Origin of the sequence: Pajaroellobacter abortibovis (assembly GCF_001931505.1) — a bacterium.
In the GTDB taxonomy this organism is placed as follows: domain Bacteria; phylum Myxococcota_A; class Polyangia; order Polyangiales; family Polyangiaceae; genus Pajaroellobacter; species Pajaroellobacter abortibovis.
This window is the reverse complement of the sequence record NZ_CP016908.1, coordinates 380,365-403,089: the sequence shown is the minus strand read 5'-3', so window position 1 is coordinate 403,089 and position 22,725 is coordinate 380,365. Positions and strand designations below refer to the sequence as shown.

The following is a 22,725-nucleotide window of genomic DNA, read 5'->3' as shown; positions in this document are numbered from 1 at the left end:
TATGGGGCCTTTAGTCGATCATTTCAACTACCACCTGCGGTAGGTACGAGCAAAATAGAAGCTCATTTCAAGACTGGATACTCCATATTACCTTCCTAAAACAGGAAGAACCACAGTGCATACCATTCTAATTGGAGATAAAAATAAACCAATTATTGTATCTGAAAAAGTTTCCTCGCGTTTTCTTTTATTAAAGACATGTAAAAGAGCTTTTTTCTTTTCTTGGAGGAAGAAACGTAAATAAATACAGCTCCTCCTATTTGCCGTCAGCTGAGAATCATCTGCCTGTAAAAAGCAGAGGAAAACAGCTGACAGCAAGCTTTTACGTTCAGAGAAGATATCTCGGAACGAAAGGTAGCTACGTAAGAAAGGCACTGTGCATGGAAACATTTTCTAGCCATTTCAAGATCTTTCCATACATAAACAAAGCGAATGAACCTCAGACAAACGCTCCATGTCTGTTGTGTTCCCTATGACTTGAGACGATATCCCCCGTCAGGCCCTCTTTCTACTTCTGGCATGGTCACCAGCAAGGAGGAGAGAACTTTCCCAAACTTTTTACTCTGGGTTTGGTATCCTGCTTTGAGAACGCGTTCGCTTAGTTCCCGAACACGGAGAGGGACTTTGGATTCTCGTAGAATAGGAAGAATCATATCTCTCAAAGGGACAGCGTTAAGAGATTTGCCATGTGCTCCACGAGCCTTGCCAGAGATTCTATCAGGCCTTTCACCTCGGACATTTGCCTTAACCTGAGGCCCTTTTCTATTTCTTCCCACTTCAGCACTATGCAGAGATGATTCCAGGCGACGCAATAACCCTTGAATATCCCTCAAGGCTGCACTCGAAGCCTCTCCGAGAGAGGCAAAAGAGCAGAGCTCATCAAAACCCCTGCGATGGGTTTCGCTGAGCACTGCAAGGACAGGAGTAAAAAGTTGACGGAGAGCTTCCGTCCGATTTGATGATATTGACATGGCTATAGATTGCCATGAATCCGTCCAGGACGGGAGTTTTTTTCCTGACTTTTTTGTTTTTTTCTCTTTCTGCTCTAGGACTCGTCTGACTTTTTCTGTAGAGAATTCATATGGTGTTCAAGTCCTCCTTTTCATCGCTCAGTCGGATAGAACGTTTCCACATTCAGCTCGTTCGTCAAACGTTAAAGATAGGCCCTCTCGACACAACTCTACGTTTTGCCCAACGAACACTAGGAGCAAGATGGATTAACTGGGCAACATGCCACCTGCGACACGTCCACGGCCTTGAACGACTTCCAGCCTTAAATTCCTCTCAGAGTTTTCTATGTGTAAGCAATCACCGAAGTTTCTTCGACTTGTATGTCATTACTTCACTGCTTGTACGTCATGGACTCCGTCATCGCCTCCTTTTTCCAGTCCGTTCTACTTTTTTTTACGATCACCCCCTAGGTCTAGTAATCAATGGAACAATGAGCTTTTTTGCGATGTATCCCCCTTTTTTCAGAGACAAAAAAAGAGCTCTACTTAACCATCAGAATCTTACTGAGCTCACTTCTCTTCTCAGACGTGGGAATACATTCGTTGGTATCCATCCAGAAGGTACACGCAACACAGGAGAAGACCCTTATACTCTACTGCCTGCTCAGAATGGCACAGGCAGGCTTATTTACGAAGCCAGAGTCCCTGTTCTTCCTGTATTCATCAATGGTCTTACTAACCATTTTATAAAACAAATATACTCAAATTGGAGACATCAAGGAGAACATGTTATTATTGTCTTTGGAGAGCCAATAGCATTAAGCTCGCTGCTTGATCTACCACCCTCCTTTTCTCTCTATAAACAAATTACAAACAAAACACTAATAGCAATCCATCAACTCGGTCAGGAAGAAAAGAAACTTCGCTCATTTATTACTAAAACACAAAAATAAAATGGTGCTTATTCTTAGAAAGAAGAATAAGCACCAACTTGCAGAGCAGAAAACTAATTTTTATTTCCCATGTTTCCGGACGAAACACAATACACAAGCTGTGGAGAGGATACAGTTACAATTGTGCCCTTGAATAACCAATCACCATTAGTTGCATTTGCCATCCCATACTGAACTTTTGCATTATCATCTGTCCAATTTTTCGCTGTATCTGTTGCCATAGTCCCATCTGCCTTAGTTCCTGTCATAACTCCTACGTTACTAACCTCAGAAACTGACTTTCCATCTGCTCCAATCGAAACAGCACGCGCCAAAGGAGTAGTCCCAGCAGAAAGCATAGCTGTAGCGCTCGAAGCCACTTGTGTCCCTGTAGCATCAGGAAGCACAACAGGTCCTTTGAGCGACGCAAATATTGTCTTCACATCTTTGTCAGACTTAGAGACAACAGGAACAAAATTGAAATTCTGAAGTGCTGCTGCAGCTCCCTTAAGTTCTTCAGTACATGCTGTAGCCACTTGTGTTGCCTTATATTTGTTTTTGGACACAAACATAATCACTTTACATTTTTTTGTAGCCGAGTCGCATATCGCACCACCGCAGTCTTCATGCTTGGCACACTCTCCCATAAGAGGAGCTTCAGCTTCAGACCCACTATCGGACCCACCTTCTTGTTTAGATCCAGCTTCAGACCCACCTTCTTGGCTGGTAGCAGGCTTACTATCCTTACTATCACCACAAGCTACGAGCATAGATGCAGAGCTAAGAAAAAAGGCACCTAATATATAACGAACCGTTGGTTTTGTAATCATAGACATGAAATTTTTCTCCGAAGATAGGTAGATTGAGTTAGATTGACGTTTTATTGTCAATGTTCATTATACAAGCATTTATTAATAGATTATGCTTGCTTTCTTGTTTTTAATACATCCAACAAAATAAAAATGCAACCTTTATCTTGGCAAAACTGTCATGGACCTCCTTTATCTCAATATATTTTTTTTATTGTGATTAGGCTTAAAATTCCTTGCAGGCCAAGCGTCCCCAGGGGGATTCGAACCCCCGTTAACGACGTGAAAAGCCGTTGTCCTAGGCCAACTAGACGATGGGGACAAAAAAATAACACATTATCCTTGGCAAGCTTTCCAAACTGGTATGAAGGCCTGATAGCATTTCCCTCTACGAGGAATTCCCCGCTGCTCTTATTAACTGAGAAACTTGTCGAGAGAGCCTGGCGACCGTTCGAGATGCAGCTTTTTCGTGAATAATCCCCTTACTTGCTGCTTTACCAAGTTTAGAGATTGCTTCTTTAAGCGCAACCTGGGCAACTGCAGTATCTACCCCGCGCAACGCAACACGGACTCGTTTAACAAATGTACGCACAGCACTGTGAATTCCACGACGATGCAAGGTACGCTTAATTCGTTGTCGATTTCTTTTTTCAGCAGATGGATGACTAGCCACTTAAACAACCTCGTTGCATACTTCTACCAATAGTCTGGTTGCATTTTAGATTGCAAAAAGATGCCAATATTGATTTTCTTTCTTTTCGCACTTCCATACCTTATGTCAAGCAAAATAGCCACCTTTTGTCAAAATCATGATCATGCAACACAATTTTATAGAGAGTTCTCATTTGTTCTCCCCATACAGGCAACCGGTTGTCCTTCAATCATTTGTTAGGCAGTGCCGTCACTCTCACCAACAGATAGCGCACTCTCTGAAAAATCAGACTCAATCCTATTCCTTTCGCTTGTATCCACAATTCGGTACTCCTCTCCCAACCAACGGCCTAAATCAACCTGACGGCATCGCTCAGAACAAAAAGGTCCTAAAGGACGATGCGACTCTTTTCCAACCAACTTTGTTTTCAAGCATCCACATACGATACACCTTGCAGAAAACCGTTCATTCATCTCTTATTCGCCATTTCGCAAAGTAATCATAAAGAGTCTATATCACTCCTTATAATGCAAACTGCCATCTATATTGCACCCATATTATCTCACATTCTCGATACTCCCAACAGGAAAATGATGCACACTATGATCGTTGTCGCTGCTGTCTTAATTGAAAATCAACGTGTGTTGTTCACGCAACGAAAACAAAAAGCACACTTAGGTGGAATGTGGGAATTTCCCGGTGGAAAAGTGGGTGCCATCGAAGATCCACGAAAAGCTCTCAAGCGGGAAATGAGCGAAGAATTAGGGATCGCTATCGATGTGGGAGATATCTTAGACGTCACTTTTTATCATTACGAAGACATTGAAAGCCCTCTTCTACTCCTTTTCTTTGAGGTATATCGGCTGCCACATTCACCAGAACCCCAAGCGTTGGATGTTGTCGCATTTCGGTGGAGCCCCTGGACTGAGCTGATCCCAAGCCATTTCCCTCCCGCAGACAGTCAAGTTCTCGACAAGGTTCGAGAAAGGCTAAAGCAAGAACAAAACCAAACTGTTTCTGCAAGCTTGACAGAATAGGAATACAAAAGTAACCAACATAGACTGTGTTTCCCGTTACTTGTTTTAAGGATGAAAGATTGCCATGGCTACTCAAAACGTTGTCTGCTCAGCGTGCGGCTTCTCTAAAAACCCATCGGATTTAGCGCGGTGTATCTCTTGCGGAGCCAAGGTAGAAGCTCTTTTCAAAGGCAGTGCCCAAACAGAAAATCCAACAGCACTATTTCAACAAGAAGAACTGAATGGGCAGTGGATCGGAATCGCATTGCTTGTGCAAGTGTTGCTCACAGGCGTGATCATTTTCGGGCTTCCCACAGCGATTCGCTTTTTCGATTTTGAAGGGGGCAATGGAATGCTCCTCTGCATCCCCGTCTGGTTCTTAGGAGGACTGATCACAGCCCGACTGTCCCCAGGACGCACCTTTGCTGAACCTACCATCGCGAGCTTTTTTGTCTCTATCCCAAGCACCTTCTTGTTGATACAAAGCCAAACTGTTCGGACGATGCCCACGTTCCTCTATGTCATTACCGCAGCGATCGGGATTCTGTTCACATTGGTCGGAGCTTACTTAGGCGAACTTCTGCAACTGGGCCCCCAAGAAAAGCGCGTTTAAGCGCCTGATATTGGCTGTGGCTCTATCCTTTGGGGCTCTACCTCAAATCGGAAAATTCAGAAGCACCTGCGAACGAATGATAGACATCCCTTGTCTTCTTCGAAAGAAAGAGACTAAAGGCATCCTATCTATATTATAACTCGTTAACAAAATCGAATGAACTTGCATAAAGGGGGTTTGACAAGAAGAGGCATCTATGGTTTGGATGCCCTCTGCTGAACGCCCTCTTTTGGCTCGGAGAATTTTTATGCATACTTCACCTATACTCGCCGAGTTTGAAAAATCTCAGCTCCGCTCTGATCTGGTTGATTTTCGGGTTGGGGATACTATTCGCGTCCACTACAAAATTATTGAAGGGGATAAAGAACGTATCCAAGTGTTTCAAGGAATCGTGATTAAACGCCACCGAGCAGGAGCTCGCAGTACCTTCACTGTACGCAAAGTGAGCTTCGGAGTAGGAGTCGAGCGTGTTTTCATTTTCCATTCCCCCCGCATCGAAAAAATTGAAGTGTTGGCAAACGGAATTGTGCGACGTGCTCGCCTTTTCTACCTCCGCGATCGCGAAGGAAAGGCAGCCCGAATTCGCTCCCAAAAAGAGACAAAAGGGCGCTCTGTGCCTGGAGCTTAGCCCATCCAAGGATATCAACATGAATAAAAATCCAGGTATTTACGGTCGAAAAATTGGTTGCACTCAGTCTTTTCTAGAAGACGGGACAGTACAGCGGCTCACAGCAATCCAGGCAGGTCCCGTCACTGTAGTGGGCAAGCGAGTTCAGGAAAAAGATGGTTATACAGCTCTGATTCTGGGATTCGAAGAGCGAAAAGAAAAGCATACTACCAAGCCCCTCGCAGGAACCTTCAAGAAGGTCAGTGTCTCTCCTAAACGGGTCCTCAAAGAACTTCGATGTGAGCCTGCTTTTGCAGATGCCTACCAGATAGGTCAGGTCCTACCACTGGACGGTCTGTTCACCATCGGTCAACGCGTTGATGCTCAAGGGACGACACGCGGCCGAGGGTTTAGTGGGGTTATGCGTCGATGGAATTTCGCCGGAATGGTACAAACCCACGGTACCCACGAATACCGCCGACACGGAGGTTCTATTGGAACTAACATGACCCCAGGACGGACCCTTCCCAATTTGAAGATGGCTGGCCAGTATGGGAATGAGACTGTTTCTATCCTCAATCTTAAAGTAGCTGGAATTGATCCTGCGAAACACTTACTTCTGGTTGAAGGGGCTATACCTGGCCCGAAGAATGGACTGGTGTTGATCCGTCACACCGTTAAAGCTCCTAAAAAAGGGGGGACTGCTTAGTTTCTCCGTCTGGGGACTCTCATGCCTTCTCGAAAGTCACCCTATAAAGGGAGCGATGTGCTCACACAACAAGCTAAAAAAGGGGGGTATCCTGCCCGGAGTGTATTTAAGCTGGAAGAGATAGACCGGCGCGCCCGACTTCTTCGCCCTGGGCTGCACGTCCTTGATCTAGGTGCGGCCCCCGGCAGTTGGAGTATCTATGTCGCTCAAAAGATCACTTCCAAAGGGATGCTGGTTGCTGTCGATAGCAGGCCTTTAAAGATCACCCTGCCTTCTCCACACCTCTTTATACCTGGCAACGTTTTTGAGCTTTCGCGCGAGCTCTTGCTCCCTTTTGCCCCTTACGATCTCGTTTTGAGCGATATGGCTCCTAGCACAACAGGCTCGCATCTCGCCGATCAAGCACGCAGCGTCGAGCTGTTTCTTCAAGCCCTCCTTTTCTCCGATGAATTTCTACGAGTGGGCGGCTCTTTCGTAGGGAAACTCTTGATGGGCGGCGACTTCCCTCAGGCGCGCACAGCTATCCGTGAGCGATTTGAGCACGAGAAGATATTTCGCCCCGAAGGCACACGTCGGGTCAGCTCAGAAATCTTTCTAGTTGGCTTCAAACGCCGCTAAATGGGGAGGAAACTACATCCCCAAAAGGGCCTTCAGCTTAACAAGCAAGGGGGTCGATCCAAACTCAGGAGACCGTTCAAGCACCTGCACCAACTCGGGCAATGTTTCTGTGGCAGGGTCTTTCCCTTTCGAGACTCCACCTGTACTGATACCATACTGAATATAATTATTAAACTTTAAGAACAAATCATTGTCTACAGGCAGAAGGGCGTGCAGAACAGCTGCTGCTCGACGATGGGTTGTATCAACAACCAACATCCAAAACACTTGTAGCTCATTTTTATCCACGTTAATCCACGCATTATCCGGTGATAATGTTTGATCATGAGAAGATACCGAGAATGATCTTAAACCTCCCAATGGTACCGCGCTAGGATGTTGTGGATAGATAACAGACGGAACCGCATCCTCAAAAATGCCAACATCTGCATAACAAGTCCATGGGGGTCCTTGACCTTGCAAATGACGTGTCAAATAGTCATCCATCCAATGATGAGGACGGATAAGTAATGTATAGAAAGTGATTCCATTGATAACTGTAGATGGGGTGTCACTCTGAATTTCTTTACTTTGAGCTACAAAATAGATGTCACACACCAATTCGCCATACTGAGCTAGCGCCGCTTGAAGAGTTGGTGGTACATTGGGGAAAAAGTCTGGAGTGAATCGGATGACGAGACCAAAAAAATGAGGCATGCTATAATCATAGGCATGGACAAACGGCGCAACTGGCACTTTAGATATAGATCCACCACTCGAAACAAACTGAACGAATGGAGCATTTACCTGGTAATTGTAGGAATCACTAGGATTGTCTTTTCGAATCCTTTGAAGAGAAAGAAATTCCTGCTGAGCTTTTTTAATATCTGGAGCAGCACCATCTCTTTCCTGAGGAGGCGGAGAGTAGCCATCGGAACCTGAATCTTGTTCATTATGTGAAGAAGCGTCATCTTGTTCATTATATGAAGAGGCGTCTTCATCCATTACAGGAACTACAGGAGATGGGGATTTGTTAGAGGTGCTGCAAGCAACCATCAAAAAAGGGATAAAAATAAACAAAGGTATACACATAGTTTAAATGTAGCCTTTTATTCATTCGATTACCAATTAATGTGTTGAGAATGCTTTAGGTTGGGATAAATTGAGAAAAAATTGTTTTTGTGTCGCCACACGTTGACGCAATTTCAGGAAATAGGAAAACAAGTCAGCTTTATGGCATGGCGACTGGCCCTCGTAGCTCAGAGGATAGAGCAGCGGTTTCCTAAACCGTTGGTCGGCAGTTCGACTCTGCCCGAGGGCGCTGCTCCTCGCATCTTGATACCGAGGTTCCACCGCTTAAATAAAGTACAATTCGTGCCAATGCAGGAAGTTTGTGAGATTTATTGATTCATGTGAGATGAAAGTGGTCGCAGGAAAGGGAGGGGACGGAGCCATTGCATTTCGCCGAGAAAAGTACATCCCCTTTGGAGGGCCTGCCGGAGGAGATGGAGGTAGAGGAGGAGACATTGTCTTTGAAGCCGACCCCAATCTGTCAACGCTCTGGGATCTCCCATCTACCCATGTCCTCAGAGCAGGCAATGGAGAGAACGGCAAGGGGAAGGATGCCTATGGAAAATCGGGCAAGGATCTGATCTGGAAAGTGCCTCTGGGGACTCAAGTGTTCGAGCAAGAAACAGGGGAGCTACTAGCCGACTTCACTGTCCCCCACGCTCAGATAATCCTCGCCCGCGGGGGAAGAGGGGGAAGAGGGAATATCCACTTCGCTACTTCCATCGACCAAGCACCAAGACGGGCGGAACCAGGACAAATAGGGGAAGAACGACTCCTATGGCTCGAACTCAAAGTGTTGGCTGACGTAGGATTGCTCGGCTTTCCCAACGTAGGGAAAAGCAGCCTGATTCGCGTATGCTCCCGAGCCCGTCCGAAGGTAGCAGATTACCCCTTCACAACCCTTGTCCCCCATCTTGGCGTCGTTAAGTTAGACGACTACGCTAGTTTTGTCATGGCTGACATTCCAGGTATTGTTCCTGGAGCGTCCCAGGGGATTGGCTTAGGCACTCGGTTTCTCAAGCATGTAGAGCGGACTAAAGTACTGCTCCACATCATCACTCTAGATGAGACAGAACAGTCCGATCCCTTCCTAAACTACCAGCTCCTACAGGAAGAGCTGGTTCAATTCAACGAAGTTCTGGCAGACCACCCCACCCTCGTTGCGATGAGCAAGGCCGATCTACCTGAAGTTCGCAATGCCTATCCTGTCCTTAAAAAGCGCTTTGAGAAGATCCAGATCGATCTAAAACGATTCTCTTCGGCTACAGGAGAAGGGGTGAGGGACCTGCTTTTCGCGCTTTATCCATTCATCAAGCAAAAGGAGAGCGACCCCTTAGAACCATCAAATCAAGATGATAGGACATAAAGACAGAAGTCTTTATTCAATCCGGATGCGGGTCCCCTCGGTTTTCTCTTTTCCTCCCGTTTTCTCCAATCCCTGCTGCTTTTGTTCGAGGTAGCGAAAGGCCTCTTCAAGCTGTGTCGTTCCCATCGCCTCCTCTTCAAAAGCACGGTTCAACTCATGAAGCGCATGCGCCTCTGCTTCTTGCTCTTCAATGCACTCCTCCATCCGCTCAAATTCACCCAGCGCTCCCTCTCCTTCTCTCCCCTTCCCCGCCTGAACAGTAAGCGTCCCATGCCTCAATTCGACTCCCCGTAGATGTTGTTCCATCAGCTGGATCTGATGTTGGAGCCCCTGAGCAGCTTCCTGCGCCTGGAGAGCGAGCGTCTGCGTCGCTCGATATGTGTCTGAGATACGCTTTTTGTGCTTGATTGCCTCGGCCGCCAGGAATTCATTCTCTTGCTCAAGGGCGAGCTCCGCTCGCTTCTCCCACCTTGCAATCTCGGCTGCGAGCTCTTCTTCCTTTTTCCGAAGTTGTTTTTCTGTCGCAATGGCTTTGATGACATCCTGCCGCCTCTGGAGGAGAGCCTCTCTCATCTCCTCCAACGTCAAGTTGAAGAGCTTTTTCGGATCCTCCATCTGATGAAGAAGATGGTGAATATTACTTGAAATCACCTTCCCCACTCGCTCAAAGATACCCATTGGATCCTCCTGTTTGGTGGCATGAGCTATATCCCAAACTAAGCCTTATCTTTATCGATTGAGTACATGAATCGCTTGTCCAAGACTATTCAAATTAGCTTCCATCAATCCTTCCCCCAGGGTGGGATGCGGATGGATAGTAAGACCAATATCCTCAAGAAATGCATGCATTTCGAGAGCAAGCGCCCCTTCGCTGATCAAATCCGTCGCGGAAGGGCCACAGATATGGATACCCAACACTTCGTGTGTCTTCTTATCTGCAATTACTTTGAAAATCCCTTCAGTCTCATTCACAGCCAACGCACGGCCGAGCGCCGCAAAGGGGAATTTCCCGATGATCACCTCGATACCCTTTTCCTTAGCCTGAGCTTCTGTCAGCCCTACTGTAGCGATTTCAGGCTCTGTAAAAATAGCGCTTGGAATCCCCACCCAATCTTTCGCAGCCTTATGGCCTGCAATGACTTCTGCGACTATCTCCCCCTCCTTGCTCGCTTTATGAGCCAACATAGGATACCCGCTCACGTCCCCTATTGCATAAATCGAGGGGATGTTGGTCCGCCCACACTCATCTGTAGGGATAAACCCGCGTTCTACCTTAACTCCTATCTCTTCTAGACCGAGGCGGCTCCCGTTCGGCCTCATTCCAACGGCCACTAGAACCACATCAGCCGCAATGTTCTCTTTCTTCCCTTCTGGAAGCTCAACCTGGACGACAAGAGAACCGTCCGCTTGTGCCTGATATCCTATCACCTTGGTATTTTTAAGAATTTTTGCCCCGTTTTTGGTCAGGCTCTTCTCAACCACTGCGGTACATTCAGAGTCAACCCCTGTGAGAAGAGAAGAAAGAGCCTCCACCACCGTGAGATGAGAACCAAGCCGCTGGTAGGCACCCCCCAATTCGAGACCGATCACCCCTCCACCGATGACCAACAACCGCTTGGGAATTTCACGAAGACTGACTGCTTCCTTAGCCCCTATAATCTTCTTTCCATCGAATTTGAAAGCAGGGATCTCGATGGTGGTGGAGCCCGTCGCAATCACAATCCCCTTTTTGGCCTCCAGAATCTCTTTTCCCCCTTCCCGCGTACGGACTTCAACACAATTGGTGGCGATCACACACGCTTCCCCCATCAAGAGTTCAGCCCCATTGCCCCGCAAAAGACCACGGATCCCTCCTGTCAGCTTCTTGATGATCCCTTCTTTCCAACCCTGCATTTTCTGCGGATCGACACGCACCCCTTGCATTATAAGGCCCATGGTGTCCGCATGTTGGATTTTATGGTAGAGGTGACTTGCAGAAATGATAGCTTTCGACGGGACACAACCCCAATTGAGACAGACGCCACCTACTTCTTCTTTTTCAATACACACCACTTTTTGTTCTAGCTGCCCTAATCGAATCGCACACACATAACCTGCAGGGCCTCCACCCAACACGATCGCATCATAGCTTTTCATGATTATTCTTATCTCCTAGCTATCCATTAAATGATTTGCGGAATTACGGGATTGAAAAGAAGTTGCACCGCTCAAAAGATAGATCACAAAGGCTGCCAGAAGAAGCAATAGCTGACCATGAGCTATCTTTTCTGCTATGGAATGAATGGTCTGAAGCTCCCTCCCCTGCTCTCCACTTCCTCGAACAACACCTGCCCGATAAAGCGATTCAATACCAGGAGAAAGGAGAAAAGTCTGGATCAAGGCCATCCCTGCCGCTCCACAGATCAGGAAAAGTCTCACCCAATCTAGCCGTCGCACTTCACAGAATTTAGCACGAAGCCCCTCCATCGCCAACATAAAGAGAGCACAACCGAGAACGAACATATGAAAGCGATGCAATACTACAATCATCACATCCCCGCTCAAAGGGGCTGGAATATTTTGGAACACAGCAGGAGCCACAACTGCTCCCACAACGACAAGTCCCCCTACCCATAAAGAGGAAGCAAGACTTCCCATGCATAAAGTAAAAAAGGACAGGTTACGCATGAGACCGAAAAACCCGAACATGAACATCCAACGCTTGCCCTGCAAGCAGAAAGGAAATTTTTGTCATAAAAATTGTTAAAGAGCCAACCAAAAGTACATGGGGTGCCCGAAGCATCGAGACGATTCCCTGATCCAAGAGCACACCGAGCGCCATCCCATCGCGAGGGCCTACGCCTACAAAAGCCAGGGAGGATTCCATGATAATCACAGAAGCAGCGCTCGAGCCCCACTGCACTGCGAGAACACTTAACATATTGGGAAGAAGATGACGCCACATAACCTGGCCATGGTTTAAGCCAAGTGCATAAGCTGCTTCCACAAATCCAGCACAGCGCAACACCTTCGTTTGGGTAAGCGCCAGTCGAGCGAATGGAACCCATTCCGTAAGCAGAAAAATGAATGCGAGGTGAATGCGAGCTGGGGATTGCACAATTGACAAAAGAGAAATAGCCAACAAAAAAGTGGGAAACGATTGGATGATATCACAGGCGCGGCTCACCACGCGCTCTGCGTACCCCTGCAACAGAGCAGCCATTGAACCGACGAGAGTCCCCAAAAGGAAGCTGACAGAAGCCACAATAGAAGCCAACATCATACCGTATAGACCCGCATGAGCGACAAAATGAATGAGGTTCACTCCTCCTTCTCCGCATCCCAACAGCCGATCCCATGAAGGAGGGGACCAACATCGCATCGGCTCAAGCCAACCAGGGGGCTCTTTTGCAAACATCACAACCAAAAGCATAAAAGCAACAAGTGACCCCAATGGGAGCAAATGGAGAGCAACCAAAACCCATCCTCTTGACCTCATATTCTCACCCTCGGATCCAGCATACGGTGAAGGGCCATCGCAATCCCTTGCACCCCAATAAAAAGTATCCCAGCAACGATCACACCCGTTTCCAGTACAGGAAGATCTCGTGCAATACAGGACTCTAAGATCAGTGTCCCCAATCCTGGACGCTCAAATAAGCGTTCCAACACAAGCGTACCCCCCAGAAGTGCCCCCAGCTGTGATGCAATCACGATCAGGAATGGACCCAAAGCTACAGGCAGTGCGTGTACTAGCCAAACCCGAGGCCATGAGCATCCCTTAGCGCGCGCTACCACTAAAAAGGGTTGTTTGGCTATCTGCTGCAATACAGCCCCCCCTACACGGGCCAGGTGAGCTGCAAGCGGTACAGCAAGGAATCCTGCGGCCATACAGAGTCCCCATCCACCCGCTTCAGGATCCCCAGGAAGAGGGAAGAGGCGAAAACGGGCGGTAAGCAGGTAGGTGAAGAGCGGTGCGAAGGAAAGGAGGGGAGTCGAGGAAATCAGAACGATCCCTGTCCGCAGCCAAGAAGCTTTTCCTTTTAGCCAATGGCTCGCCGAAAGAAAGGACAAGAGGATACCCATCCAAGTACTCCACAGAACAGCCAGTCCCGCAAGCGCAGCGGTCGGCCCCAGAGCAGCAAAAATCCGCGTGTGCGTAGAAAGGCCAGGATGTCGAATCGATTCACCGAGTTGTAAGGTGAGGAAACGCTTAAAAAAATGAATGTATTGAAGCCACAGCGGTTCATCTAAGTAAAGTTGCTGACGGAGTTTATGGAGTGCGATGGGACTAGCCTGTTCCCCCAAAATCAATATGGCCGGATCCCCTGGCAACAGGCGAACAGCCAGAAATACAAAAGATGCAAGTAGAAAAATCACCAAGAACACTTCTCCCAAGCTATGCATCAGAATACGAGCTAACCGACCGATCCCTTTATAGCAAAGGGGAAATCTCACTCTGGATTCAGAAGGGGGCATTCATGACTCCTGCATCTGTGTTCGACAGTCCAGAAGCATCTGACTGCTGGTACGCACGTTGGGGACCAGCATCAATGGGAGGGACCTGAAACCACCATGATGTACACACGGATTGACCTCCTTCTCCGGCACTGCCATCTTCTGAATCTACAGGAAAGGAAGGGGCAGGTAAGCAGACTGACCGAGTAGGATCTCCCTGCATCACTCGACCGAACCAGGGGGGAGAAATAGGTGAGGCACATACATACCCTGAACGGCAATCCGAATCGGAATCACAAGTTCGCATACAGCGATCGACAGCACCAAGCGGAATACGCCGATCGTCATAGGGGCAACCTGGAATCACCGCTTGAGGCAGTACACAGATCGATTGCTCGGGACATTCCTGTTCTTGACTACTACATAGAAAAATCGTACAATAGCCGCCCACTTGAGAGGTATCGCATACTAGAGGACCCTGGCTCGAGCAATCTAAAAGCTGTCTACAGGGATCTCCAACCGATCGGCCGCAGGCAAGCAAAGAGAAAGCGCTACCGCTGACCCCAATGAAAAAAAAAAGTCGATCCTTTCGAAATAAGAACATCATCCTCTTTTACTCTTTACTTAAAGAGAGTTCTAATCAAAAGGGAAAAGAAAACGGAGAACAACCTATTTTTGCGTTCGAAAGTACAAGCTTCTTTCTCTCCTTCTCTCTTCATTCATACTGCGGCAATTATGATGCACCCCGATCAAGAGTTCGACCGAGACGAAAATTCATGATATACTCAAGTGAAGGAGATTCTGCACGATGGCTACATACATTACAGCAGACTGTATCAATTGCGGGGCCTGTGCACCGGAATGCCCCAACGAAGCAATCAGCGAAGGAGCAGAATTCTACGTGATCGATCCAGAACTTTGCACAGAATGCGTGGGATTTCACGATCATGAAGCCTGTCAGGCTGTCTGTCCCGTAGAATGTTGTCTACCTGATCCAAAGCACGTGGAGAGTGAACATGTCCTGCTCAACCGAGCTCTTGAGTTGCATCCCGATGATGAAGAGCTGAAAGAACGGGCAACTAAAAACAATTACCCTTCTCGCTTTCGAACCTAACTATTTTGCAACGGCCGGTGTCCTCCACACGTCGATTTTCCGCTGTGATCGCAACCATTACAGCTGGAGGCAGTCTAGGTGGATGCGCAGGTGGGACCCCGCTTTTGCACCCCGCACGGGTTCTACCTCCCCAACAAGTGCGCGCTTTTACAGGGTTCAGCAGTCAATGGATCACCGGACCCACCCTCGATAACCTACGAACAGCTCACCAGTTTTTAGTCAACCGACCCCCGTCTACGCCAGAAGCTGACCCAACCTATGCGAAATCGGTGCTGTTGATGGCTACACTCGCCCCTGGACTAGCCCCTGTAGCAGGAGCCCGAACTGGATTAGGGAAATCATTAGAGGTAGGACTTACGTATACAGGGCGTACTGCACGGGCGGATATTCGTCGCTCCTTTAAAGATACGAAAAGGCACCTGGCCTTATCGATCGGCATAGGGGGAGCAGTCCCTTTCCACGGGCCAGAGCAAGTTTTCTCCATCCCGAGTATCACGCTGTCCGATCTGTGGGGATATGGCTTTGATGTCCCTTTGCTTTTGGGATGGGAAAGCAGTCTTGGCATGTACAAAGCTTGGCTAGGGACCCGATCAGGCTATGAGCATATCGGAGTCAAGGTACTGGACTATGAGAACCCCTCCCCCTCTTTTGCTCAATTTTCTGCCACCTTCTCCGCCAGTCGACTCTGGAGTGGACTTGTTTTCGGACTTGAAGCAGGGTTTCGAGACATGCATATCGGTTTCGAATTAGGCCTCACTCACCATATTATCAATGGCAATTACCTTTCTTACAAGGAAACACTATACGAATGGACACTTACTCCTGCGAGTGCAGTCAGCTGGCAATTTTAGGTATCCTGTTTGGCTTCCACCAATTTTTTGACTATCGTCTACAAGCAATGTCAACCAGATTTTTCTGGGTAGTAGGGGGCTTGTGGATGGGAGTTGTCGGTTGTCTGAGCACCACGCACGCTGCACCCTCCCCCTCGCAAAAATCAGGGAAAGCAAAACCAAGAGCTCCCCATACAAGCCATGGGTCTCAACGGGTTTCCTCCACCCCTTCTCGGGTCCCCTCCCGCCCAAACACAACCAAAAAGCCAACAACAACGGGATACCAAGCCCTCCGCCAACAATGGCATCAGGCCACCCCTGGGAAAAAGGCCCCCTTGGACGAGCGTGGCCTCCCGATGCTAGTCCTTCATGCAATCAATACAAGCGAGCGGGTTATCTTGACCGCAGCTTCAGAAAAAGGCGGATTTTCTGGACTCGATTTAGACAAAGCTGCTCATCTTCTGCGTGAACCCTCCACAGGAAATCAACATCCTATAGAGCCTCGCATCATCGATATTCTCTACCAACTCCAACATCGCTTTCATGCTGAAGAAGTGCGAATTATCTCGGGATATCGTACCCTTCGAGGCGATCAATCCAATCACGGCAAGGGGAGAGCAGTCGATGTTCTTGTGCCAGGAGTCAAAGATGAGCAGGTCGCTCAATTCGCAAGGGGACTCGGTTTTGTAGGGGTCGGTCTCTATCCTACCAGCGGATTTGTACATATCGACGTGCGCGATCGAAGTTACTTTTGGGTCGACTCAAGTCCACCCGGACAAAAAAGCAGACTTCGAGGGGTTCTATTCGACCTCGCCAAGCAGAATGACGAACACGCTCGTTGGCGAGGGGAACACAGCACCCCACCCTTGAAATGGATCCCCACCGTAGACAATTAGCTACAGCAGAACCCCTTCTTTTCCTCCCCACCCACCGACATCGAACAAGAAAACACTTGATGCCTCACACTTCACAAATACACAGCCCTTCCTCCTCTTCTTCATGCGAAAGAAAAAAATCCTTCAGAAGGAAGGAAGGGCTGGACTGCTTTCACAATCCGGGCTTGTGTCTCTTCGATCGCCCCTGTTGCATCAATATAAACGATAGGATCAAGAGGCATATGACGATGGAGCTGATGATAAAAGGAGACAAGATCGCGCTGCATTTCCTCACGCTCATAGAGCTCTGGAGATTGATTGCGACCCATGCGGCGTAAAGCCGCAAGTTCGGCAGGGATATCCAAGACCAGAACAAGATCGGGACGCAAAACATAGCGATTAAGGGTCCGTATCCAATCCATCCCCTCCTCTTTATCTCCACCTCCATCCAAGCTCTGATACGCAAGACTCGAAGCATCATAGCGATCAGCCACCACAATCCCCCCCGCTCGTAGGCGAGGCTTTACTTCATTCTCTAGATGATCAAGGCGATCTGCAGCAAAGAGCAACGCCATCTCCGCCCAATGCAAGGAATCAGAGGTTAGTACAGCAGGCTCTTTAAGGAATTGACGGATCAATTTTCCGATAGCACCCTGACTCGGTTCGCAAGTCCAATACGTTGGGATTCCACGAGCGCACAAGGCGCCCACTAATTGACGGGAATGTGTGGTGGTCCCTACCCCATCAACTCCTTCCAACACAAAAAAACGCCCTTGACCCATACCCTATCTATCCATTAAAAAACGGTTCCAACCACTTGTATCCCTCCGAGAATCCCGCCAGCGTGAGCTCCTATTGGAATCAAGACAACGAATGAAAAGGATCCGAGTCAACACGAAGAATAAAAGCAGCAGAGCCTTTCTGCTGTACGCATCGTTCCTTTAACTCCTGAGCAGCCGTGCACGCCCACTGTGCATGACTTCCAGAAAGGCCATAAGCCCATCCAACCGCATCTGCAAAAGCACCGACTGTCTCGTAACGGCGTGAAGGCTCTTTCTCTAAAGCTTTCCTGATCACACTATCCATTTTGGAAGGAGTGGGAAACGGCAGATTCTTCCCCTGGGCACTGATTGGAATAGGCTCCTTCGTTAGAATCGCGAGCATCACACTGATCCCATGCTGTCCACTAAAAGGGAGCACGCCGGTCAAACACTCATAGGTAATCGCACCAAGAGAAAAGATATCCGCTCGCGCATCCAACGAATCCAATCCTTGTGTCTGCTCAGGAGCCATATAGAAAGGAGAGCCAATGGTCATGCCCATTTGCGTCAATTTCTGTGCCCCTTCATTGGTGTTTTTAACGGAACCAAAGTCTAAAATTTTGACACTCCCTCCATCCTCATCTTGACAGATAAATAGATTGTCTGGCTTCAAGTCCCTATGGACAAATCGGCGAGCATGAGCAGCGTCCAACCCCAACGCAATTTGGGAAAGGATACGAATGAAAAGGCCAGGATGGACCCACCTTTCCTGATCAAGAATATGACGTAGCTCTTTTCCTTCCAAAAACTCCATCACAATCAGCCAGACCCCCTCAGTAGGGTCTTGCTGACAATCAAACATGTGCACAATAAAATCATGGGGCAATTGCGTGCTGACCTCGTACTCTTGCTTGAATCGTCCTACAGCGCTGGGATCCTGACGAACCACATATTTGTCCAATATCTTGACAGCTACCCGACGACCTGCTGTTTGATCCATCGCCTCATAGACTCGCCCTACCCCTCCATCCGCAACAACCCGCTGGAGCTTATACCGACCACATAGAATTTTGCCAATACGTAGATCCAGACGGACTTGCGTACCATTAGAACTCGTCGCAACGAGCTGTGCACCATCAACTACACAAAAGACAGCGCTAGAAGGAAAGTAACGGTGACACAAAAGGCAAGTCTTCATACTTCCTCATCATTATCAAGCTAATATTTCCTGAATTGACGCATAATAAAGAAAGCGGCTGCAAGAAGGGCATTGCTCCAAAAGAGGCGCACTACGAAGGCGATAAAAAAGCTGGGGAGGAAGCGAAATATGACAGGCCTTGCAGGTACCATCGGAGGTTTGCGCAATCGCAACGACGCGCTTCTCCCGAATAAGTTCATACCGACGATACAGTACAGGAGGAAGGGTCACTGCGATTTGCTGACGCCCCTCTTTTTTCTCCTCCCACTCCTTTTGGGTGCTTCCGAGGTAGACAGCAGCGTGCTCTTCTTTGTGTTGGATTTGCTGCCGGACCACCTCGACTTCTTTTTCAGCCGCTTCCATGCGATCCACACAAGTTTCCCGCTCAACGGCTAATTTCTTCAGTTCTTTTTCTTGATCTCGAACTAATCTACGCAATTCTTCTTGCTCTCGCTGAATTGCGTTCACTTCACGTTCATTGCGCGCCCGAGTCATTTTTTCTCTTGAACGCTCGAGCTGTTGGTTCATCGAGCGGCTCTGCGCGACAAAATCTGCTCGTTTCTTATCTAGTACGAGGAGCTTATCCCGCTCTTCTGTACATTTTCTATCCAACGTCTCGCAAGCTTCTTTCAACGAAGAAAGCTCAGCTTGATGGGTAGCGATCTGTTCTTCAATGATCTTCAGTTCTGCATCCAAGGCAGCTAGCATTTCCAGGGCACGGATCTGATCAGCGATGCTCAACTAGATTCTCCTTTTCCAGACATTCGTTAATACTTCTACCGTGCCTCCCACAATACTACTAGCCACTTCTTGCTTGCACGTTTTTTATTCTTCTCATGTCACGAAGATGGAAGTACTGAGTGGGCCTACCTGGACTCGAACCAGGAACAACCCGGTTATGAGCCGGGGGCTCTAACCGATTGAGCTACAGACCCTCGCATCGCTGATAGACATCTTCTAGATAAGATGTCATCTCGCTGGCCTTACCATTCATAGCATCTGACAACAGAAATACAAAGAAGAACATCGACAGATACCAAAAGAGACTCCATTGAGAGACCCTTGTTATCACTTACTTTTAAAAAGTAAAAAAAGTTCATTCAACCTATTCAACGTGGCATTCGACCGTATAAAATCGGATCCTCCTCTCTTGCGGAGACGAAAAAGCAGCAAGGAAGCGAAGTGAACGATCCCCTTTTCCTTTCGCTTTAAGAAGAATAGGGAGGGGTTCTGCTTCATCACCAAGAGGAAGATCGAGTGAAAAAGAAGAGCTTCCCTCGTTCTCTGAATGAACTGATAAAAGGTGAAAGTGGTTTGTGAGATCAGCATAGGCAAGCCACTTAGGCACAAGATGATCTCCGAGTAAAACTATTCGATTTCTACCTACGCCTTTGTCCAAGACCACGGATTGGTGGGCTTCTTTACCAAGTTCCATCTGAATCCGAAGGATACGCCCACTTTCTTGAAACGGCTCGGGATTCTCGCGGACCCAAACATCAAGCACTTCTCCATTCCTCAGAGGCCACACCTGAAAGTCTTCAACACGACCATTCATAGAGGTCAGCGGTCTCGCAGCCTGTACAACCCCCCCTTTTTCACCGATCGCAGCCACTTCGAGCCAGCTATAATAGCTCAGTTCTCCGAGTCTTGGAGAATCCCCCGCCTCTCGAAGCGACTGCGACCAAGAGACTCGCTCCGTGCGACGAGCTATCCAAAAGATCCAATATCCTTGAGGGCGAAGAGCAACCAAAGGGAAATCTACATCCCCTTTGGCAAGAGGAAAAGAGGTGCCCTTGACCATCTTCATCTCTCCTTTTCCTGGGTCTTGATGAAAAAGCGACATTTGCAGGCTTCCCTTACGACCTGCATCAATATCTTCGTCCCAAACGACAAGACCAGAAGAAGATGAATGGAGAGCCATACTGTAAGCAAATGACTCATCATATGACTGGGCAAAAGAGATCAAGGGATGACTCTTTTCACCTTGCTTAAGGTGGAAAAGAGCGAGGATTCTGTTTTTCTCTTCCTTGGAAGCAGTATGTTTCTCGTTCCATTCCCCTTCTTGGATATAAAAGCTAGCGTACAATTCTCCATTGATTTGCATCGGTCTTGGTGGAGGGATATCTCCATAAGCGAACCCTAGATCAAAAAAGAAAAGAGGGCCCTCTTCAGACGAAACAAGAACCACAGAACCAATGCGCCCCCCCTGCTTTTGCTCTCGAAGAACTCCCACTGCCCACTTCTGATCTCCTAAAGGGATGATATCCCCCAAGGTTACCACTTTATTATCACCTCCTGTTTGCTCCTCAATCACATGGTGAGGAGTGAGAACACACGGAGGAACGGGGGGTTCATCCTTTTTCTGTTTGTCCAACAAACTTTGCGTTGAACTCTCTGGAGAGATAAAAGGAGGAGGAGCTTTTCGGCAGGCTGTCACATCGAACGACAGGATCAATATACTGAGAAGTGCAGAAGTGGTTTTGGTATTAACTCTAGGTGGACGCAAAGAGAACAGGATCGAGGCTCCAAGAACAGCACTACATGGAATCGTCCAAAGCCCCATAGCGTACGCATGGGCATGATACACCCAAACACCCTCTTGCATACTCCCCTGCCCATATCTATCGACTATCCACCCAATCGCGCTGTGAAAAAAAGAACCCCCAAGCATACTGATGCAATTCAAAAAAGCCACAGCAACCCCACGATTCTCCTCAGAGACAAGAAAAGATCCCATCGCAAATATCAAAACTTGATAGCAACAGAATATTCCTATCCAGAAAAACCCACCCGCCAGCAAATTGAATCCAAACGAATGCGGGAATAAAAGAAAGCTAGCAAAAATAAAAGCTGTCAAAAAACCGGTCGCTGCTGTCACTTCATAGTAAGCTTGGAACCTCGAAGCAAACCAGGCGAGCAGAGGCCCCCCCACCTGCATCCCCATAAAAATAAACGAAACCAGAAAAGCGGCTTGCTGCTTCGTGAAAGGATACTCGCTCGCTAGATACGATACACCCCACATATCTGCAAAACCCTCCAGTGAACCCACCATCAACAAACTGCAGAAAGCCATGATCACAATTTTTGGATTCTGAATAACAGCCCATAGCTGCTTTCCTATTGATCCAGTAAACCCCTCAGAGACAGCTCGATTGGATTGAACTGGCTCACGCAAAAAAACGAAGATCGTCACTGCCAACACGATACCCAACCAAGCCATCCCATCGAATACTCGAATCCACCCCAATTCGCTCATTAAAGAGGCAATAGGTCTCCCCCCATAAAAAGCTCCCACCAATCCCACCCCAAAGGTAATACCTATCCACTTTGCATACTGCTCATGGTTAAACCAAAGGGAGATGACTCTGGAAGTTCCTAAAAATCCTGCAGCAGAGCCAGCACCAACCATAAATCGAGCTATCAACACAAAACTCCAGTGCTGCGTATGCGCAAAAAGAAAGGTTGCTGCCGAAGAAAGAATAACACAGATAGGAATCACTTTCCGAGATCCTAATCGATCAAGCAAAAAGGCAACAGGAATCTGCATCCCCGCATATCCGAAGTAGTAGGCCGCTGATGAAAACCCAAATGCTGTAGCATCCACTCCAAACTTGCTTGTCACTTCCTGAAGAGCAAGTCCTGGGGCCAGCCGAAGAATAAACTGATAAGCAAAAAACAAAAGTGGGAATACCCACATTAAAAAAGGGCGCATGCGTATCAAAGTCATCCTCGAGCTCCCCGATTAACCAGGTGGCCAAGCAAAAGTACGACCCCCCATAATGTGCAGATGGAGGTGAAAGACGCTCTGACAAGCATTTTCACCTTGATTGATCACAACTCGATACCCAGTCTCATGAATCTGCTGCGCTACAGCGACTTCTTTGCTCATGAGCAGCAATTGGCCCAAGAGCTCCCGATCTTCTATTGCTGCATCTCCAAGAAAAGAGATGTGCTTTTTAGGAATTACAAGAACATGATGAGGAGCAACCGGTCGAACATCATGAAACGCAAGCGCGTATTCATTTTCAGCGACAATACGTGCAGGAATAAAACGATGGGCTATCTTACAAAAGAGACAATCTCGCATCACGGCTAACTCCGAAATTCAAAACTCTAATCATCTGACTCAATATACTCATGTTCAAAATAAGCGGTAGTTTTGTTTATTAAGCCTTCGGATCGATTGCA

The 22,725-nt window shown here is 47.8% G+C and carries 26 protein-coding genes and 3 tRNA genes; 11 read left to right on the top strand and 18 right to left on the bottom strand.

The genetic code is table 11. The features are described from left to right. Positions 1-470: 470 nt before the first annotated feature. Positions 471-971, bottom strand: coding sequence for a hypothetical protein (locus tag BCY86_RS02055; protein ID WP_075276234.1), 501 nt, complete (start codon positions 969-971; stop codon positions 471-473). 110 nt (positions 972-1,081) lie between these two features. On the opposite strand from BCY86_RS02055, the gene BCY86_RS02050 reads away from it, so the two are divergent. Continuing rightward, positions 1,082-1,903, top strand: coding sequence for a lysophospholipid acyltransferase family protein (locus tag BCY86_RS02050; protein WP_075276233.1), 822 nt, complete (start codon positions 1,082-1,084; stop codon positions 1,901-1,903). A 53-nt stretch (positions 1,904-1,956) separates the two neighbouring features. On the opposite strand, the gene BCY86_RS02045 is transcribed toward BCY86_RS02050, so the two are convergent. The 4 genes from BCY86_RS02045 to BCY86_RS10680 all read right to left on the bottom strand — a co-directional run bounded on the left by BCY86_RS02045 (position 1,957) and on the right by BCY86_RS10680 (position 3,816). Continuing rightward, entirely contained in the window at positions 1,957-2,772 is an 816-nt protein-coding gene (locus BCY86_RS02045) for a hypothetical protein (RefSeq protein WP_156864990.1), read from the bottom strand. A gap of 167 nt (positions 2,773-2,939) precedes the next feature. Then, positions 2,940-3,013 (bottom strand) — tRNA-Glu (locus tag BCY86_RS02040). Between the two features lie 66 nt (positions 3,014-3,079). Next, entirely contained in the window at positions 3,080-3,364 is a 285-nt protein-coding gene (gene rpsT / locus BCY86_RS02035; RefSeq protein ID WP_075276231.1) for a 30S ribosomal protein S20, read from the bottom strand. Positions 3,365-3,579: 215 nt separating this feature from the next. After that, on the bottom strand, positions 3,580-3,816 hold the full coding sequence (locus tag BCY86_RS10680; protein WP_083604120.1) for a DNA gyrase inhibitor YacG: 237 nt from the start codon (positions 3,814-3,816) through the stop codon (positions 3,580-3,582). 129 nt (positions 3,817-3,945) lie between these two features. On the opposite strand from BCY86_RS10680, the gene BCY86_RS02025 reads away from it, so the two are divergent. From BCY86_RS02025 to BCY86_RS02005, 5 genes are all read left to right on the top strand, one after another. After that, positions 3,946-4,380, top strand: coding sequence for a (deoxy)nucleoside triphosphate pyrophosphohydrolase (locus BCY86_RS02025; RefSeq protein ID WP_245776249.1), 435 nt, complete (start codon positions 3,946-3,948; stop codon positions 4,378-4,380). Positions 4,381-4,444: 64 nt separating this feature from the next. Continuing rightward, on the top strand, positions 4,445-4,972 hold the full coding sequence (locus tag BCY86_RS02020; RefSeq protein ID WP_075276230.1) for a hypothetical protein: 528 nt from the start codon (positions 4,445-4,447) through the stop codon (positions 4,970-4,972). A gap of 247 nt (positions 4,973-5,219) precedes the next feature. Next, complete coding sequence (gene rplS, locus BCY86_RS02015) at positions 5,220-5,600, top strand: 50S ribosomal protein L19 (RefSeq protein WP_075277514.1); 381 nt, start codon at positions 5,220-5,222, stop codon at positions 5,598-5,600. A gap of 19 nt (positions 5,601-5,619) precedes the next feature. After that, on the top strand, positions 5,620-6,288 hold the full coding sequence (gene rplC, locus BCY86_RS02010) for a 50S ribosomal protein L3 (RefSeq protein ID WP_075276229.1): 669 nt from the start codon (positions 5,620-5,622) through the stop codon (positions 6,286-6,288). 21 nt (positions 6,289-6,309) lie between these two features. Then, a complete protein-coding gene (locus BCY86_RS02005) occupies positions 6,310-6,906 on the top strand; it encodes an SAM-dependent methyltransferase (RefSeq protein WP_075276228.1) in 597 nt (198 codons plus the stop codon). Positions 6,907-6,918: 12 nt separating this feature from the next. Here BCY86_RS02005 and BCY86_RS02000 read toward each other — a convergent pair whose 3' ends face one another. Continuing rightward, entirely contained in the window at positions 6,919-7,977 is a 1,059-nt protein-coding gene (locus BCY86_RS02000; protein ID WP_075276227.1) for a hypothetical protein, read from the bottom strand. 156 nt (positions 7,978-8,133) lie between these two features. Between BCY86_RS02000 and BCY86_RS01995 the strand changes: the two genes are divergently transcribed. Next, positions 8,134-8,206, top strand: a tRNA-Arg gene (locus BCY86_RS01995). Positions 8,207-8,278: 72 nt separating this feature from the next. Beyond that, a complete protein-coding gene (gene obgE, locus BCY86_RS01990; protein ID WP_075276226.1) occupies positions 8,279-9,322 on the top strand; it encodes a GTPase ObgE in 1,044 nt (347 codons plus the stop codon). Between the two features lie 12 nt (positions 9,323-9,334). On the opposite strand, the gene BCY86_RS01985 is transcribed toward obgE, so the two are convergent. From BCY86_RS01985 to BCY86_RS01960, 6 genes are read right to left on the bottom strand one after another with little or no spacing between them, the layout of a single operon-like run. Then, positions 9,335-10,000 carry a PspA/IM30 family protein gene (locus tag BCY86_RS01985; protein WP_075276225.1) on the bottom strand — a complete coding sequence of 222 codons (666 nt, stop codon included), beginning with the start codon at positions 9,998-10,000 and terminating at the stop codon, positions 9,335-9,337. Positions 10,001-10,051: 51 nt separating this feature from the next. Next, complete coding sequence (lpdA, locus tag BCY86_RS01980; protein WP_075276224.1) at positions 10,052-11,458, bottom strand: dihydrolipoyl dehydrogenase; 1,407 nt, start codon at positions 11,456-11,458, stop codon at positions 10,052-10,054. 15 nt (positions 11,459-11,473) lie between these two features. Further along, the gene (locus BCY86_RS01975; RefSeq protein WP_075276223.1) at positions 11,474-11,989 is read right to left on the bottom strand and encodes a DUF4149 domain-containing protein; all 516 of its coding nucleotides are present in this window, start codon (positions 11,987-11,989) and stop codon (positions 11,474-11,476) included. Continuing rightward, a complete protein-coding gene (locus tag BCY86_RS01970; RefSeq protein ID WP_172824772.1) occupies positions 11,982-12,779 on the bottom strand; it encodes an ABC transporter permease in 798 nt (265 codons plus the stop codon). Before BCY86_RS01970 ends, BCY86_RS01975 begins: the two co-directional genes overlap by 8 nt. Positions 12,780-12,796: 17 nt before the next feature. After that, positions 12,797-13,780, bottom strand: coding sequence for an ABC transporter permease (locus tag BCY86_RS01965; protein WP_075276221.1), 984 nt, complete (start codon positions 13,778-13,780; stop codon positions 12,797-12,799). Beyond that, on the bottom strand, positions 13,767-14,366 hold the full coding sequence (locus BCY86_RS01960) for a hypothetical protein (protein ID WP_075276220.1): 600 nt from the start codon (positions 14,364-14,366) through the stop codon (positions 13,767-13,769). Before BCY86_RS01960 ends, BCY86_RS01965 begins: the two co-directional genes overlap by 14 nt. Before the next feature lie 201 nt (positions 14,367-14,567). Here BCY86_RS01960 and BCY86_RS01955 point away from each other — a divergent pair, with 201 nt between their 5' ends. The 3 genes from BCY86_RS01955 to BCY86_RS01945 all read left to right on the top strand — a co-directional run bounded on the left by BCY86_RS01955 (position 14,568) and on the right by BCY86_RS01945 (position 16,599). Then, a complete protein-coding gene (locus tag BCY86_RS01955; protein WP_075276219.1) occupies positions 14,568-14,873 on the top strand; it encodes a YfhL family 4Fe-4S dicluster ferredoxin in 306 nt (101 codons plus the stop codon). 17 nt (positions 14,874-14,890) lie between these two features. Then, on the top strand, positions 14,891-15,724 hold the full coding sequence (locus BCY86_RS01950) for a hypothetical protein (RefSeq protein ID WP_075276218.1): 834 nt from the start codon (positions 14,891-14,893) through the stop codon (positions 15,722-15,724). A gap of 86 nt (positions 15,725-15,810) precedes the next feature. Continuing rightward, positions 15,811-16,599 carry a YcbK family protein gene (locus BCY86_RS01945; RefSeq protein WP_172824771.1) on the top strand — a complete coding sequence of 263 codons (789 nt, stop codon included), beginning with the start codon at positions 15,811-15,813 and terminating at the stop codon, positions 16,597-16,599. Positions 16,600-16,700: 101 nt separating this feature from the next. Here BCY86_RS01945 and tmk read toward each other — a convergent pair whose 3' ends face one another. The 6 genes from tmk to BCY86_RS01915 form a co-directional block, all read right to left on the bottom strand. Then, complete coding sequence (gene tmk / locus BCY86_RS01940) at positions 16,701-17,360, bottom strand: dTMP kinase (RefSeq protein WP_075276216.1); 660 nt, start codon at positions 17,358-17,360, stop codon at positions 16,701-16,703. Positions 17,361-17,439: 79 nt separating this feature from the next. After that, positions 17,440-18,537, bottom strand: a complete 1,098-nt coding sequence (locus tag BCY86_RS01935) for a serine/threonine protein kinase (protein WP_075276215.1) — start codon at positions 18,535-18,537, stop codon at positions 17,440-17,442. Between the two features lie 15 nt (positions 18,538-18,552). Continuing rightward, entirely contained in the window at positions 18,553-19,278 is a 726-nt protein-coding gene (locus tag BCY86_RS01930) for a zinc ribbon domain-containing protein (RefSeq protein WP_075276214.1), read from the bottom strand. A 120-nt stretch (positions 19,279-19,398) separates the two neighbouring features. Next, positions 19,399-19,472: transfer RNA gene (locus tag BCY86_RS01925), tRNA-Ile, on the bottom strand. Between the two features lie 170 nt (positions 19,473-19,642). Beyond that, the gene (locus BCY86_RS01920) at positions 19,643-22,264 is read right to left on the bottom strand and encodes an MFS transporter (RefSeq protein WP_083604117.1); all 2,622 of its coding nucleotides are present in this window, start codon (positions 22,262-22,264) and stop codon (positions 19,643-19,645) included. 15 nt (positions 22,265-22,279) lie between these two features. Then, a complete protein-coding gene (locus BCY86_RS01915) occupies positions 22,280-22,624 on the bottom strand; it encodes a histidine triad nucleotide-binding protein (RefSeq protein WP_075276212.1) in 345 nt (114 codons plus the stop codon). Positions 22,625-22,725: the final 101 nt, after the last annotated feature.